The sequence below is a fragment of the Zobellia sp. 1_MG-2023 genome (assembly GCF_030549125.1).
Lineage (GTDB): Bacteria > Bacteroidota > Bacteroidia > Flavobacteriales > Flavobacteriaceae > Zobellia > Zobellia russellii.
This window is the reverse complement of record NZ_JAUOSY010000002.1, coordinates 39,735-53,351: the sequence shown is the minus strand read 5'-3', so window position 1 is coordinate 53,351 and position 13,617 is coordinate 39,735. Positions and strand designations below refer to the sequence as shown.

Genomic DNA, 13,617 nt, shown 5'->3' with positions numbered 1-13,617 from the left:
CTAGTGTTCTGTATCTATCTACGTAAAAATAGCACAAGAAAGCTGTTTCTCCTCTAAATTTATCATAAAAGATAATTTTAGAAGTGGTCCAAAACGCAAAAAAGGAACCGTTATCGCACGGTTCCTTTCTCAAAATTGGTTCGGAATCTCTTCCGATAATTTAGCTATTTTTATTGCTCAATAGCGTTACCTTCTTCATCAACGATCAAGGCACCAGAAGTACCATCTTCCAAAGAAACTTCCAATTTGTACTGGTTAGCTTCGTTTTTGTGTGCTTTGTTGATAGTTGCTCCTGGGTAGTTAGTCTCTACCATTGCAGTTACAGCTTCTGGAACTTCTTCCAAAGCTACTTCAGAAAACTCTTCTTGAGCTACAGCTTCAGTAGCTGTATCTTGAGCTTCAGTTGCTTGTTCTTCTTGAGCGAATGCAGTTAAACTTCCTAGTGCAAATACGGTGGTGATAAATAATTTTTTCATGATATGCTTATTTTATATATGTTAATAATTAATGGTGATATGTTATTGTAATAGGGGGAACAATGAAGTTAATCCTTCTTATTGTTGAATAGGGTTTCCTTCTTCATCAACGATTAGGGCACCAGAAGTACCGTCTTCCAAAGAAACCTCCAACTTGTACTGGTTAGCTTCGTTTTTGTGGGCTTTGTTGATAGTTGCTCCTGGGTAGTTAGTCTCTACCATTGCAGTTACCGCTTCTGGAACTTCTTCCAAAGCTACTTCAGAAAACTCCTCTTGAGCTACAGCTTCAGTGGCTGTATCTTGAGCTTCAGTTGCTTGCTCTTCTTGAGCGAATGCAGTTAAACTTCCTAATGCGAATACGGTGGTGATAAATAATTTTTTCATTTTGTTCTTATTTTAATGTGAATATATATAGTGGTAATTAATTTATTTGGGGGAACTCTTTAAGGTGATTCTTATTGCTCAATAGCGTTACCTTCTTCATCAACGATTAGGGCACCAGAAGTACCATTTTCCAAAGAAACTTCCAATTTGTACTGGTTAGCTTCGTTTTTGTGGGCTTTGTTGATAGTTGCTCCTGGGTAGTTAGTCTCTACCATTGCAGTTACAGCTTCTGGAACTTCTTCTAAAGCCACTTCAGAAAACTCTTCTTGAGCAACAGCTTCGGTTGCTGCAATTTCAACAGCCTCGGCAGCTTGTTCTTCTTGAGCGAATGCAGTTAAACTTCCTAAAGCGAATACAGATGTGATAAATAATTTTTTCATGATATTAAGGTCTTATGTTTATTAATAATTGATTTCCCTTAGTATATAGAAAAGATGATACCAATATTTTAAAAAACCACAATACACTAAATAACAGGTGTTTACAATATTTTCTCTTTTTTGAAAGTGTGTATTATTGTAAAATACTGTTTCATTTGGGTAATAATTCCACAGTATACATTACTCGATCACCAACCTGTTAAGTGCACAATTGGCCTACCATTAAAGCAAAATGGTATTACAGAAAGCAACATCAAAACTATTGGCTCCCATAACGAGCTATAAAATGACAAATACAGAAAAGTGATAATCCAAAAAAATCCGGATGTAGATTACACCGGATACTTCACTTCAGGTTTAGAGAAGCCCTTTATAGCGGACAAAATAGTTTAAAACCGAAACCTTATTAAATATAGAAAGGGGCTGCAGATGCAACCCCTTTCTGACCAAACCAACTTGATACAAAACAAATAACTCAAGTTATTTACATTTCAATCCAGTTACCATTTTCGTCAGCATATAAAGTACCTGCAGTACCATCTTCTAGAGATACTTCTAGCTTGTATTGTTTCGCTTCGTTAGCGTATGCTTTGTCTATAGATGCAGTAGGATAGTTTTTAGCAACTGCTGCTGTTACAGCTTCCGGCAATTCATCTGCTGATACTTCAGAAAAATCGTCCTGAGCGGCTACTGCCTCTGTTGCTGTTGCTTCAACTGCTGTTGCTTCTTCTTGAGCAAAAGCTGAAAGACTTCCTATTGCGAAAACTGCTGTGATAAATATTTTTTTCATAATCGTATGCTTTATTTAATATTCTGATATGTATATAGAAATAATGATACCAAAACACCCTGAACAACACAAATAACTGTATTCTAGATACTTATAATATTACAAGCATATTTAGAGTGTGTAAATGTGTGTATTTTTAGGTGTGTAATGTGTAAATTATACACGAACCCGCCCTTCTATGGTTCAATTGCAATACAGCTTCTACCACCCATACAGACAATGACCAAGGAGCAAGTAAAATTGAGCACTTGGAAAACTTAAGTAACAAAACTTGAAAATCACTAAAAACGAAAAGCCCTGTCTTATATGAGACAGGGCTTTTCTACTAACATTTTTACTTAATAGCTAACTACTTAGCTTATTTTTCAATCCAGTTACCTTCAGCGTCAGCATATAATTCAGCTGTTTCGCCATCTTCTTTAGCAACTTCTAATTTATATTCAGCTTCTTCGTTCATGTAAGCTTTAGAGATAGTCGCTCCTGGGTGAGCAGCTTCTAGAGCTTCAGAGATAGCAGCAGGAACTTCTTCCGCAGCTATTTCAGCATATGCATCTTGAGACTCAACAACCTCAGTTGCTACTTCTTCTACTACTGTTTCTTCTTCTTGAGCAAAAGCAGTCATTGTACCTAAAGACAATACTGCAGCAAACATTAAATTTTTCATTTTGTGTGTGTTTAAATTATTGATTTGTTTTGATACTGCTTAGTATAAAGAGAAAATAATGCCAAGAGTGTTTTTTAACTTAAACAGACCACAAACACCTAAACATCAACACAATACACCAGTAACCTGTTTAAGACACAATGTATACACATGTGTAAAAAACAAAAAAAGTGTGTAAAAATTACACACTTTTTGAGTAAACAATTATTTGAGTTACCAGTAAGACAACCTATTTTACCTGATGGGCAGGTCTTAACAAGTCGTTTACAGTTTTAACCGGGTTGAAAGTAGAAGAAGGTACTTCTACAAATATGGTATTCCAAAAAGCCATGGCACCATTCCACAATCCAGGAAGCTCCAATGCCTTCAACTCCCTACCTTCTTTAGTTTTACCGGTAATGAAACCTTGTTTTACATCTACAAAATTCATTAAGTTATACTTTTCGCCTTTGTAGTTTTTAACAGCACACACTAAATCAACAGGATTAAAGTGAGTTGAATTCTTAAGAATACCGGCCTGTTGGTCATTCTCCATATCTATTTGAGCCGATTCTATTATCTGAAGCGATATATTACCCTTTCTATCATTGATCCAAAACGGACCTCCGCCAGGTTCTCCCTCATTTTTAACCATACCACAGATACGTATAGGCCTATTGATTTTGTCCTTTAAAACCTCTATTTGTTCACCTATGCTAAAACCTGAAAAACTATCTGAAAAACGAACATTAAGATCGTTCTCTAAAAAGCTCTTGATTTCATCTAACTGCTGTGCAGTTACATCCCCATTATCCAAACGCTTTGCAAAGTCAAACGCTTTTTCTTGAACCGTTATAAGCACCCCGGCCAGTACCTTTTTACTATCTGCAACCTCACCTGCAAATTTTGGTACGGTAACATTGTCTATATTCTTTATGAAAATGATATCCGCCTCTTGCTCGTTCAAGTTTTCTATAAGTGCGCCATGACCACCTGGTCTGAACAGAACAGAACCATCGCCATTTCTAAATGGCTCATTTTGCATATCTACAGCTATGGTATCCGTAGATGTTTTTTGATTGGAATATGTTACTTTGAAAGAAGTATTGGTTGCTGCGGAAACACGCTCTTTTACGGTATTGAATTCCGTATTGAACATATCGCCATGCTGCTCACTTATCGTAAAATGCAACTCTGCCGTATCGCCAGTTTTGGCATAAACCGCCGCTTCTTTTAAATGCTCCTCAAAAGGAGTAGCGGTGTAATCTCCGTAATTATGGAACGGCAAAAGACCTTTAGGGTAAAAACCATAGTTCAGGGCATCTTCTGACATCATTTCCTTTACAAATAAATACACTTCTTCATCCTTGGACGAAGTTTTACCCGCAATACGTTGTTTTACCAAATCATAAAAGGCAAAGTTGGTCATTCCCTCGGAAAAAGCTTTTAAAGCTTTGTCATTTGTACGCTCAAAATAACTGTCTAACGTTTCTTTTGATGGATCATACGCATCCAAAAAATTAAACAACGCCTTAAACATACGCGATGCTGCTCCGGATGCAGGCACAAACTTTAACAAGGATAAGTTACTCTGCGAAGCATCAAATTTTTGTATCAGTTCCTTCTCTTCGGCCTGGGTAAACTTAGAAAGACCTTCACCAACGGTAACGGCTTTTTCCAACTGCACAAACGGAATACCTTCTTTAAAGGTTTCTATTTGGTCGTGTACCTTTTTTTCTGAAATTCCCTTTTTGGCCAATAAAGCCAAATCATTTTCTGTTAGTGTCATCTAATCTTTTATTCAATAATTTATCTATGTGTTCTACAGCGGTTTCTAGGCGCTCCTTTCTATCGCCCTTCAATATAATGAAATTACGATTATATTTTTCCAAGGTTTCTTTAAAATAGAGGAACATGCGCTCCCGCTCATTGGGCTTATCCCTTAAATCATCGCCCACCCACGGCACATCTATATAGGTAAGCAAATACAAATCATAATGATTATTTAATGCATGCTTCTCCAAAACCGGATCGCAATACCCAAGATAATAAGCTTCTGAATATACTTTGGTCTCTAGCAAATCTGTATCGCAAATGAGTAGGTCCGAAGCCTTTTTGGAGAGTTCGTTCTCTAACTTCATCTGCCCCTCGGCAATAGGTAAAAGATCTTTAGGCTCGCAGGTCTTTCGTTCATTGTTCCACTTGTTCTGCAGATACTCTCTTGCGTATTCTGCCACCCAAACGGTATTATAGTGCCTTGCCAACTGATCGGAAAGTGTGGTCTTTCCAGTAGATTCCGGACCGAACAATACTACTTTAACAATGTCTGAGGGCTCTTGTTCAAACTTTTTTTCCATGCGAGATAACCGTAAACTGCAACAATTGTAAACAAGAAATATTGCAGAGAAGTAAATATAAGGCCTTTGTACCAATAAAGGGGAACGCTAATGATATCCCCAATAATCCAATACACCCAATTTTCTATTTTTTTCTTGGCCATAAGCCACATTCCCACAAAGAAAATTGCGGTAGTAAAGGTGTCCACATAGGCCGTCCAGTTATTAAATTTATCAAAAAACAGATAAATCAGACACACAAAAATTATAGTACCCACGAACAGCAGAACAGACCATTGTTTCTCCTTTTTAGAGGTACGTGTAATGGGAATAAAATGGGTGTCATCAACTTTTCTTGTCCATACATACCACCCGTATACGCTCATACTAAAATAGTAAGCGTTTATAAGCATATCTCCTAAAAGTCCAAAAACCAGTAGAATATAGACAAAGATGGCCGTGCTTATAATTCCGGTAGGAAAAACCAGAATATTCTCTTTCTTTGAGAACCAGACACTAAGAAAACCAAAAATTACCCCAATAATTTCTAGCACTACCAAGTGTAGAGGCGTGCCTTCGTACTGGGCAAAAATCCAATCAAAAATGGGGTTCATACGAGCTTCGGTCAGACTTTACTACTTTCATAAACAACAGACCTTTATCCATTAATTCAAAAGCTTCTTTTATATCATTTTTTAAAACATCCATTACCTGATCGTACTCCCCGTAAACTTGAGTGCTCAACGGATTTTCCAAAACCATAAGACCGGAAGCGCGGAGTTTTTTGATGAAATTTATAATGTGCTTCTCAAAATCGTCTTGAAGAGGAGAAAAAGTAAGCTCTACAGATATGTTCATTTTCTAGGATTATTATAAGGGGTACTATTAACGTGATCTTTAGTTCTCGTACTATTGATTTCAACTCTTTATTGCATAAACACAAGTGAAACCTTCAAACTCCATAAAACGTATTTGATAGTGGGATAAATCTCCGTGGTATAAAATTTCGGCAGTGGTAGCCGCACTGTCAAAAGTAAAGTCCGATACATCTATATGATGTATAAAACTTAGGCCTTGTTGTGCATATATCTTGTAAAGTGCTTCTTTACTCCCCCAAACTATGGTAAGCTTCCGTATTAGGGCATCTGTATTGGCAATGGTACGGTACTCTTCAATAGGAGTAAATTTATGGGCAATACGCAGTATTTTTTCGCGCTGCATTTCAATATCAATACCTACTTCGTTCTTACTACTTATAATGATACCCGTAAAATGGTTTGAATGGGTAATACTTATCTTATTACCATCATTTAAATGGGGTTTACCAAATTCATCATAAAAAAGGTCCTTATCAACATAACCGGCCTCAGCCATTAAATGCCTGATACTTAAAAACCCTCTACGATGTAGTTCGGATTTCATACCATCCATTCGGTTTTGACAATGCGCGGTCAGGTCTATACCCTTAGAAAGCTCCTGTTCTGTTTCGGTAACCTTCCAGATGTACACCTTAGTGTCCTTATTTACCTTTACTATCTTATAAAGAGGCATATGGTTCTATACGTTTTTCTTAACTTTGCAACCACAAATAGCTGTTTAGCTAATATAACGAAAGTAAAAAATAAAAAAGAATATGGATACCAAAACTGTTTCTTATGTACCTTATAAGGTAAAAGATATTTCTTTGGCGGACTGGGGAAGAAAGGAAATTGAACTTGCAGAAGCCGAAATGCCAGGACTTATGGCCTTACGTGAAGAGTACGGAGAAGAGCAACCTTTAAAAGGTTCCCGAATTGCCGGATGTCTTCACATGACCATCCAAACCGCTGTGCTTATTGAAACTTTGGTAGCCTTGGGTGCCGATGTTACTTGGAGCTCTTGTAATATATTCTCTACTCAGGACCATGCTGCCGCTGCCATTGCCGCTGCCGGTATTCCAGTATACGCTTGGAAAGGTATGACCGAAGAGGAGTTTAACTGGTGTATTGAACAAACTTTGTTCTTTGGTGAAGAGCGCCAGCCCCTAAACATGATTTTAGATGATGGTGGCGACCTTACCAATATGGTGCTGGATGATTATCCAGAATTGGCAGGAGCCATTAAAGGTCTTTCCGAGGAAACCACTACTGGAGTTCACCGTTTGTACGAACGTGTCAAAAAGGGAACTTTACCTATGCCGGCCATTAACGTAAATGACTCGGTTACTAAATCAAAATTTGACAATAAATACGGATGTCGTGAAAGTGCCGTAGATGCTATCCGCCGTGCTACTGATACCATGCTTGCAGGTAAAAAAGTTGTAGTTGCCGGTTATGGAGATGTTGGTAAAGGTACCGCTGCTTCTTTTAGAGGTGCCGGATCAATTGTGACCGTTACTGAAATTGACCCTATATGTGCGCTTCAAGCCTGTATGGACGGTTTTGAGGTTAAAAAATTGGAAACTGTAGTAGGTACCGCAGATGTTGTTATTACCACAACAGGTAATAAAGACATCATTCGCCCAGAGCACTTTGAGGCTATGAAAGACAAGGTCATTGTTTGTAACATTGGCCACTTCGATAATGAAATCGATATGACCTGGTTGAACAAAACTCATGGAGCTACCAAGGATACCATAAAACCTCAAGTAGATAAATACACTATTGATGGCAAGGATATTATTGTATTGGCCGAAGGTCGTTTGGTAAACCTAGGTTGCGCTACAGGGCACCCAAGCTTTGTAATGAGTAACTCGTTCACGAACCAAACTTTGGCACAGATAGAGCTTTGGAACAACAGCGCTAATTACAAAAACGAGGTATATATGCTACCTAAACACTTAGATGAAAAGGTAGCTGCTTTACACCTGTCTCGTTTAGGTGCCGAGCTTACGGAACTTAATCCGGAACAAGCCGAATATATTGGCGTAACGGTTGAAGGTCCATTTAAGCCTGAGTATTACAGATACTAGAATATTGTAGTCAAGACATAATTTTTATTTAGAATTGAAACCCCTTACAGAAGTGTAAGGGGTTTTTGTTTTTTCCATTAAATCAGGAGACACTATTTCGTCAAAATTCAACTGACATGTAAACACAAAAAAACCCTCTCCAAAAACTTGGAAAGGGTTTTTATACGATAAAAGAAATACTTCTTAAGCCTCAAACGGCTCTATGGAAACATAAGATTTTCCACCAGCTTTCTTTTCAAACTTTACTAGTCCGTCTACACGGGCATGCAATGTATGGTCTTTACCGGCATACACATTCTCACCTGGATTGTGTCTTGTACCACGTTGTCTAACGATGATATTTCCGGCAACAGCGGCTTGGCCACCAAAAATCTTAACGCCCAAGCGTTTCGATTCTGATTCCCTACCGTTTTTAGAACTACCTACACCTTTTTTGTGTGCCATGATATTAGGTTTTTAAAAGTGCTTCCGTTAGAAAACTTCAGGTTGCACAATATTGATTATACTTTAAGGGGTTAGCAATTATGCTTTACCACCATCTAATTCGTCTTGCCATTTCTTCAACTCATCCCACTTACCTTCAGCGGCTAATTTAGCTTGTGCAGGCCATGTGTCTGTTACGTGGTTACCACGTACATCTGCGATGATTTCAGAAATCTTAGCAGCATCTGTCTTTGCCAATTCGGCAAAGGTAGAAATTCCTGCAGCGATTAAAGTCTCGGCAATTTTTGGACCGATTCCTTCAACTTTTTTCAAGTCGTCCGCTTTTCCGGATTTCTTAGGAGCGGCAGCTTTTGGTGCAGCTTCCTTTTTAGCAGGCTTCTCCTCTTTCTTAGGAGCAGCAGCTTTCTTACCACCTTTCGCAACGATGCTCTCGATTACGATTTCGGTCAAAGCTTGACGGTGACCGTTCTTAACACGGTACCCTTTACGTCTTTTCTTCTTAAAAACGATTACTTTGTCACCTCTTAGGTGTTTAACGACTTTTGCCTCAACAGTGGCTCCGTCTATAGCCGGGGCGCCTACAGTAATGTTCGTTCCGTCCGCTAAAAGAAGTACATTGTCAAAAGTTACCTTTTTACCTTCTTCAGTTTGTAAACGGTGAACATACACTTTTTGGTCTTTCGCAACTTTAAATTGCTGCCCTGCCATCTCTACGATTGCGTACATAATTGTGTATATATTAGTTTATTGTTTCCGCCCATTTTTTCAATAAGCGGATGCAAATATACGTCTAAATCGTTAACCCACAAGTGTTTTTTAGATATTTTACCCTCATTTTTTGAGTCCAAAGCCCGAAAATAAAGCCGCAAAATAAAATTGCAGCTTTTACATTATTTCAATCAACCTCTTTATCAGGGATGATTGACCAATTTTCTCTTAAGATTACGACTTGTTTTAAAGAGTTGCATAAACGATAAAGTCAACACCAAAGATGTAGCAAACCCCATTATAGCAACGGTAAAGAATACTATTCCTTCAAAACTTTTGTAATCATTGAACCAGGCAGTAGACAGTTGTTCCAAAAACATACCGTTTAGTTCCGTACTGTAGAAGGCGAAAAATATGGTGAATACCAATGTAGCTACAAAACCGGTTACCAAACCAGCGGTAAACCCCTTTCCATAGTCAAAACTATCCGGGTTTTTCAATTTAAAATACTTGATTGCTTCATAAATTCCAAAGCCTGTAATGACACCATTAAAAAGACTAAAAAAAATATTAGTGTGCAAATTAAACAATGAGAGTATCAAAAAATAAGCAATCAAGCAACCGCTCGTAGCGATTCCAAATCTAATGGGTTGAGCATATTGTTTCATTTTTATAATATTTTGAAGTTCAATTCTTTAAGGTAATAATTATTTTAAAACGATGCTATAAAAAGGTGTTAATTAAAAGCGATAGAGTTAACTTTTCTTACAAAAACAGATATATTCGTGTAACAATACCAGTTGGTCAACTACTAACAAAATATCTAAACACTACACAATGAAAAACAAACTATTTACTGGAGGCTTTCTTCTTATGGCCGGGCTCTGCCTTCAGGCCCAAGAGGTAACTTATGAAGAATACGAACTCAATAATGGACTTCATGTAATTCTTCACCAAGACAATACGGCGCCTATAGTCACAACCTCGGTTATGTACCATGTGGGCGGAAAGGACCGTACCGAAGGGCGTACCGGTTTTGCCCATTTTTTTGAACATTTGCTTTTTGAGGGCACCAAGAACATAGAGCGCGGCAAATGGTTTGAAATCGTTTCTTCCAACGGAGGTAAAAACAATGCGAACACTTCCCAAGACCGCACCTATTATTACGAGGTGTTCCCTTCCAACAATCTAAAATTAGGGCTTTGGCTAGAATCCGAGCGCATGTTGCACCCCGTTATTGATCAAAAAGGTATTGACACACAACAAGAAGTGGTCAAGGAAGAAAAAAGGCTTCGATATGACAACAGGCCCTACGGCCAACTCATTCCCGTTGTAGGTAAAAATCTGTTCAAAAAGCACCCTTACAAAGACCCTAACATTGGCTATATGAAGGATTTGGACGCCGCAACCCTAGATGATGTTGTTGCGTATAACCATAAATACTACGTACCTAACAATGCGGTATTGGTAGTTGCCGGTGACATTGATATAGCCGACACCAAAAAAATGGTGGAAGACTATTTTGGCTCCATACCAAAAGGTGAGGAAATAACTCGTAACTATCCCAAAGAAGACCCAATTCTTAAAGAGGTTAGAACCAAGACCTATGACCCCAACATACAGATTCCGGCCTCTGTTATTTCATATAGAACCCCTGGTTTTAAAGAAAGAGACGCCTATGTTCTGGATATGATATCCACTTATTTGAGTGATGGTCGTAGTTCCAAGTTATACAAGAAAATTGTAGACGACCAAAAACAGGCACTGCAAGTTGGTGCTTTTAATGTAGGACAGGAAGACTACGGCATGTACTTGGTATATGCGCTTCCCGTAGGAGAAACCAGTCTTGAGACCCTAAATACGGAAATGGAGGAGGAAATTGCAAAAGTTAGGGATAGCCTAATTTCAGAAAAAGACCATCAAAAACTACTGAACAAGTTTGAGAACCAATTCGTAAACTCAAATTCTAGCGTAGAAGGCATAGCAAATTCATTGGCGCGTAACTATTTGTTGTATGGCGATACAGAGCTTATCAATAAAGAAATAGACATTTTTAGGTCCATTACCCGCGAAGAGATCATGGAAGTAGCGAACAAGTACCTAAGACCTGAACAACGGGTAATTATAGATTATCTTCCTGAAGAATCACAATCCAATTAAAAACTATGCATAGCGGGATCAAAGAAACCGCCGTTCCATTTTTATTATTTCGCCAAAAGAAAAAACACTATTCATGAAAAATATATTTACAACCCTATTTCTTCTTGCCTTTGTCCTCGTAGGACAGGCTCAGATAGACCGTAGCCAAATGCCGGAAGCAGGTCCGGCTCCGGAAATAAACCTGAAAGACCCACAAACTTTTGAACTCAGAAACGGATTAAAGGTCCTAGTTGTAGAAAACAATAAACTCCCACGGGTTTCCATTCAACTAAGTATAGACAACCCTCCTGTTCTAGAAGGAGCCAAGGCAGGTGTTTCGGTTTTAACCGGTAGTTTGTTGGGCAAAGGTTCTAAAAACATCAAAAAAGACGACTTTAACGAGGAGGTGGATTTTCTGGGAGCACGTATTAATTTTGGTTCCCAAAGTGCATTTGCCAGCTCGCTTTCCAAATATTTTCCTAGAGTATTGGAGCTTATGGCAGATGCCGGTTTAAACCCAAACTTTACCCAAGATGAATTTGATAAGGAAAAACAGAAAATTATAACCGGCCTAAAATCCGAAGAAAAAAGTGTTTCCGCTATTTCGGGTAGGGTTGGTTTGGCTCTGGCCTACACTAAAAAACACCCTTATGGAGAGTTCATGACCGAAGAAAGCGTTAACAAAGTAACCCTTACGGACGTTATTCAATTTTACGAAGACTACTTTGTTCCTGCCAATGCCTATTTGGTTATTGTGGGAGATATAAAGTTTGATGAAGTAAAAACTTTGGTAAAGGAACAATTTACACCTTGGACCAAAGCGGTACCGCCTTCTTTTGGTTTCTCAAAACCTGCGGACGCCCAATACACACAAATCAATTTTGTAGACGTTCCCAATGCCGTTCAATCTGAAATTACGGTAGAGAACTTGGTAAGCCTACAGAAAAAAGACCCGGATTTCCTATCTGCACTAATGGCCAATGAAATCTTGGGCGGTGGCGGAGAAGGACGTTTGTTCCTAAATCTACGTGAAGACAAGGCCTATACCTACGGTTCATACTCCCGTTTGGGCAATGATAAATATGTACCTGCTCGTTTTAGGGCTACTGCCAGTGTCCGTAATGCCGTAACGGATAGTTCCGTTGTTGAAATTTTAAAGGAAATTGAACGCATTCGTACCGAACCGGTTACTAAGGAAGAACTAGAAAATACAAAAGCTAAATACACTGGCCGTTTTGTAATGGCATTGGAAGACCCTTCTACCATTGCAGATTATGCCTTGGATATTGAAACCGAAGGCCTGCCCAAAGATTTTTACAAGACTTATCTTGAGAGAATAAATGCGATTACCATAGAAGACGTACAGCAAGCGGCAGAGAAATACTTAAAACCGAACAACATTCGTATTGTTGTAGCCGGTAAGGGCAGTGAAATACTTGAAAATTTAGAGAATGTAACGTTCAAGGGCAAAAAGGTTCCGGTCAAATATTTTGACAAGTATGCCAATGCTACCGAAAAACCGGACTACAATGCTAGTCTGCCGGCAGATGTTACCGCGCAAACAGTTCTGAACAACTATATTAAAGCAATAGGAGGAAAAGAAAAACTGGCCGGAGTTGAGTCCTATTTTCTTTTGGCCGAAGCGGAAATGCAAGGCATGAAACTGAACCTTGAAGTTAAAAAAACGGCAAAAGACCAGTTTATGCAAGATGTAAAAGTTGCCGGCAACTCCATGAGCAAACAAGTATTTAATGGAGAAAAAGGCTATATGGTGATGCAAGGACAACAAAAAGATATGGGTCCGGAAGAAATTATAAAAGTAAAGGATGAAGCCGCCCCTTTTCCCGAGCTCAATTACCTTAACAGCGATGTTACTTTAGAAGGTGTGGAAAATATTGATGGCAAAAAAGCCTATAAACTTAAAATAACTGCGGAAAAAACAGCCTTCTACGATGTAGCAAGCGGACTTAAAGTTCAAGAAACTACAACAGCCGAAATGGGTGGCCAAACTATGACCAGCACCATAAACTACATGGATTACAAAGAGGTTTCCGGCATACAGTTCCCGTTTATAATGGCACAGACCGTAGGACCTCAACGCTTTGAATTTATTGTTTCGGAAATAAAAGTGAACGAAGGAGTTTCTGAAACCGATTTTGAGTAAGCACGATAGATAAACATAACTCTTTATACGGCCAAAGCAATGGGGAATTCACCCTATTCTTTGGCCGTATTTATTAAAGGGATGGTTGCTTTGAAACTACCCAACTGCATCCAAGTTTTATAAATAAAATGGCTAGCGAAGTAAAACCACAGGTCTTAATCCCCGTTGTTATCCTTAAAGTTAACCACAATACTGGCAGCGCT

General features: G+C 38.6%; 16 protein-coding genes. 3 read left to right on the top strand and 13 right to left on the bottom strand.

The genetic code is table 11. The annotated features are described in order from the left end of the window. Nucleotides 1-170 precede the first annotated feature (170 nt). From Q4597_RS04285 to Q4597_RS04240, 10 genes are all read right to left on the bottom strand, one after another. A complete protein-coding gene (locus tag Q4597_RS04285) occupies nucleotides 171-476 on the bottom strand; it encodes a hypothetical protein (RefSeq protein ID WP_215438724.1) in 306 nt (101 codons plus the stop codon). Between the two features lie 78 nt (nucleotides 477-554). Next, nucleotides 555-860, bottom strand: a complete 306-nt coding sequence (locus Q4597_RS04280) for a hypothetical protein (protein WP_215913136.1) — start codon at nucleotides 858-860, stop codon at nucleotides 555-557. Nucleotides 861-931: 71 nt separating this feature from the next. Next, entirely contained in the window at nucleotides 932-1,240 is a 309-nt protein-coding gene (locus Q4597_RS04275; RefSeq protein ID WP_303404851.1) for a hypothetical protein, read from the bottom strand. Between the two features lie 484 nt (nucleotides 1,241-1,724). Beyond that, the gene (locus Q4597_RS04270) at nucleotides 1,725-2,030 is read right to left on the bottom strand and encodes a hypothetical protein (RefSeq protein WP_215913138.1); all 306 of its coding nucleotides are present in this window, start codon (nucleotides 2,028-2,030) and stop codon (nucleotides 1,725-1,727) included. 358 nt (nucleotides 2,031-2,388) lie between these two features. Next, the gene (locus tag Q4597_RS04265; RefSeq protein ID WP_215435913.1) at nucleotides 2,389-2,694 is read right to left on the bottom strand and encodes a hypothetical protein; all 306 of its coding nucleotides are present in this window, start codon (nucleotides 2,692-2,694) and stop codon (nucleotides 2,389-2,391) included. Between the two features lie 229 nt (nucleotides 2,695-2,923). Further along, nucleotides 2,924-4,462 carry a DUF4301 family protein gene (locus Q4597_RS04260; RefSeq protein ID WP_303404850.1) on the bottom strand — a complete coding sequence of 513 codons (1,539 nt, stop codon included), beginning with the start codon at nucleotides 4,460-4,462 and terminating at the stop codon, nucleotides 2,924-2,926. Then, nucleotides 4,443-5,030 (bottom strand): AAA family ATPase, encoded by a 588-nt coding sequence (locus Q4597_RS04255; RefSeq protein ID WP_215913140.1) that lies wholly within the window; start codon nucleotides 5,028-5,030, stop codon nucleotides 4,443-4,445. Before Q4597_RS04255 ends, Q4597_RS04260 begins: the two co-directional genes overlap by 20 nt. Further along, a complete protein-coding gene (pnuC, locus tag Q4597_RS04250) occupies nucleotides 4,985-5,623 on the bottom strand; it encodes a nicotinamide riboside transporter PnuC (protein WP_303404849.1) in 639 nt (212 codons plus the stop codon). The genes Q4597_RS04255 and pnuC overlap by 46 nt, the downstream gene beginning before the upstream one ends. After that, nucleotides 5,607-5,867, bottom strand: coding sequence for a thiamine-binding protein (locus Q4597_RS04245; RefSeq protein WP_215435918.1), 261 nt, complete (start codon nucleotides 5,865-5,867; stop codon nucleotides 5,607-5,609). Before Q4597_RS04245 ends, pnuC begins: the two co-directional genes overlap by 17 nt. Before the next feature lie 60 nt (nucleotides 5,868-5,927). Next, nucleotides 5,928-6,560 carry a 4'-phosphopantetheinyl transferase superfamily protein gene (locus tag Q4597_RS04240; protein ID WP_289061248.1) on the bottom strand — a complete coding sequence of 211 codons (633 nt, stop codon included), beginning with the start codon at nucleotides 6,558-6,560 and terminating at the stop codon, nucleotides 5,928-5,930. A gap of 82 nt (nucleotides 6,561-6,642) precedes the next feature. Here Q4597_RS04240 and ahcY point away from each other — a divergent pair, with 82 nt between their 5' ends. Further along, on the top strand, nucleotides 6,643-7,959 hold the full coding sequence (gene ahcY, locus Q4597_RS04235) for an adenosylhomocysteinase (RefSeq protein ID WP_215435924.1): 1,317 nt from the start codon (nucleotides 6,643-6,645) through the stop codon (nucleotides 7,957-7,959). 183 nt (nucleotides 7,960-8,142) lie between these two features. On the opposite strand, the gene rpmA is transcribed toward ahcY, so the two are convergent. The 3 genes from rpmA to Q4597_RS04220 all read right to left on the bottom strand — a co-directional run bounded on the left by rpmA (nucleotide 8,143) and on the right by Q4597_RS04220 (nucleotide 9,779). Next, nucleotides 8,143-8,403 carry a 50S ribosomal protein L27 gene (rpmA, locus tag Q4597_RS04230; RefSeq protein ID WP_303404848.1) on the bottom strand — a complete coding sequence of 87 codons (261 nt, stop codon included), beginning with the start codon at nucleotides 8,401-8,403 and terminating at the stop codon, nucleotides 8,143-8,145. Between the two features lie 78 nt (nucleotides 8,404-8,481). Further along, nucleotides 8,482-9,129, bottom strand: a complete 648-nt coding sequence (gene rplU, locus Q4597_RS04225) for a 50S ribosomal protein L21 (protein WP_215435927.1) — start codon at nucleotides 9,127-9,129, stop codon at nucleotides 8,482-8,484. A 185-nt stretch (nucleotides 9,130-9,314) separates the two neighbouring features. Further along, entirely contained in the window at nucleotides 9,315-9,779 is a 465-nt protein-coding gene (locus Q4597_RS04220) for a DUF4199 domain-containing protein (RefSeq protein ID WP_303404847.1), read from the bottom strand. Nucleotides 9,780-9,948: 169 nt separating this feature from the next. Between Q4597_RS04220 and Q4597_RS04215 the strand changes: the two genes are divergently transcribed. Further along, entirely contained in the window at nucleotides 9,949-11,271 is a 1,323-nt protein-coding gene (locus tag Q4597_RS04215; protein WP_289061237.1) for a pitrilysin family protein, read from the top strand. A gap of 73 nt (nucleotides 11,272-11,344) precedes the next feature. Further along, nucleotides 11,345-13,414 (top strand): pitrilysin family protein, encoded by a 2,070-nt coding sequence (locus tag Q4597_RS04210; protein ID WP_303404846.1) that lies wholly within the window; start codon nucleotides 11,345-11,347, stop codon nucleotides 13,412-13,414. Nucleotides 13,415-13,617 lie beyond the last annotated feature (203 nt).

Excerpts from the sequence above, each read along its gene's own strand:
- Q4597_RS04255 (WP_215913140.1), bottom strand. The coding sequence starts at position 5,030 with ATGGAAAAAAAGTTTGAACAAGAGCCCTCAGACATTGTTAAAGTAGTA.
- Q4597_RS04270 (WP_215913138.1), bottom strand. The coding sequence starts at position 2,030 with ATGAAAAAAATATTTATCACAGCAGTTTTCGCAATAGGAAGTCTTTCA.
- Q4597_RS04265 (WP_215435913.1), bottom strand. The coding sequence starts at position 2,694 with ATGAAAAATTTAATGTTTGCTGCAGTATTGTCTTTAGGTACAATGACT.
- pnuC (WP_303404849.1), bottom strand. The coding sequence starts at position 5,623 with ATGAACCCCATTTTTGATTGGATTTTTGCCCAGTACGAAGGCACGCCT.
- Q4597_RS04245 (WP_215435918.1), bottom strand. The coding sequence starts at position 5,867 with ATGAACATATCTGTAGAGCTTACTTTTTCTCCTCTTCAAGACGATTTT.
- rplU (WP_215435927.1), bottom strand. The coding sequence starts at position 9,129 with ATGTACGCAATCGTAGAGATGGCAGGGCAGCAATTTAAAGTTGCGAAA.
- Q4597_RS04275 (WP_303404851.1), bottom strand. The coding sequence starts at position 1,240 with ATGAAAAAATTATTTATCACATCTGTATTCGCTTTAGGAAGTTTAACT.
- Q4597_RS04210 (WP_303404846.1), top strand. The coding sequence starts at position 11,345 with ATGAAAAATATATTTACAACCCTATTTCTTCTTGCCTTTGTCCTCGTA.
- Q4597_RS04220 (WP_303404847.1), bottom strand. The coding sequence starts at position 9,779 with ATGAAACAATATGCTCAACCCATTAGATTTGGAATCGCTACGAGCGGT.
- Q4597_RS04240 (WP_289061248.1), bottom strand. The coding sequence starts at position 6,560 with ATGCCTCTTTATAAGATAGTAAAGGTAAATAAGGACACTAAGGTGTAC.
- Q4597_RS04260 (WP_303404850.1), bottom strand. The coding sequence starts at position 4,462 with ATGACACTAACAGAAAATGATTTGGCTTTATTGGCCAAAAAGGGAATT.
- Q4597_RS04280 (WP_215913136.1), bottom strand. The coding sequence starts at position 860 with ATGAAAAAATTATTTATCACCACCGTATTCGCATTAGGAAGTTTAACT.
- Q4597_RS04285 (WP_215438724.1), bottom strand. The coding sequence starts at position 476 with ATGAAAAAATTATTTATCACCACCGTATTTGCACTAGGAAGTTTAACT.
- rpmA (WP_303404848.1), bottom strand. The coding sequence starts at position 8,403 with ATGGCACACAAAAAAGGTGTAGGTAGTTCTAAAAACGGTAGGGAATCA.
- ahcY (WP_215435924.1), top strand. The coding sequence starts at position 6,643 with ATGGATACCAAAACTGTTTCTTATGTACCTTATAAGGTAAAAGATATT.
- Q4597_RS04215 (WP_289061237.1), top strand. The coding sequence starts at position 9,949 with ATGAAAAACAAACTATTTACTGGAGGCTTTCTTCTTATGGCCGGGCTC.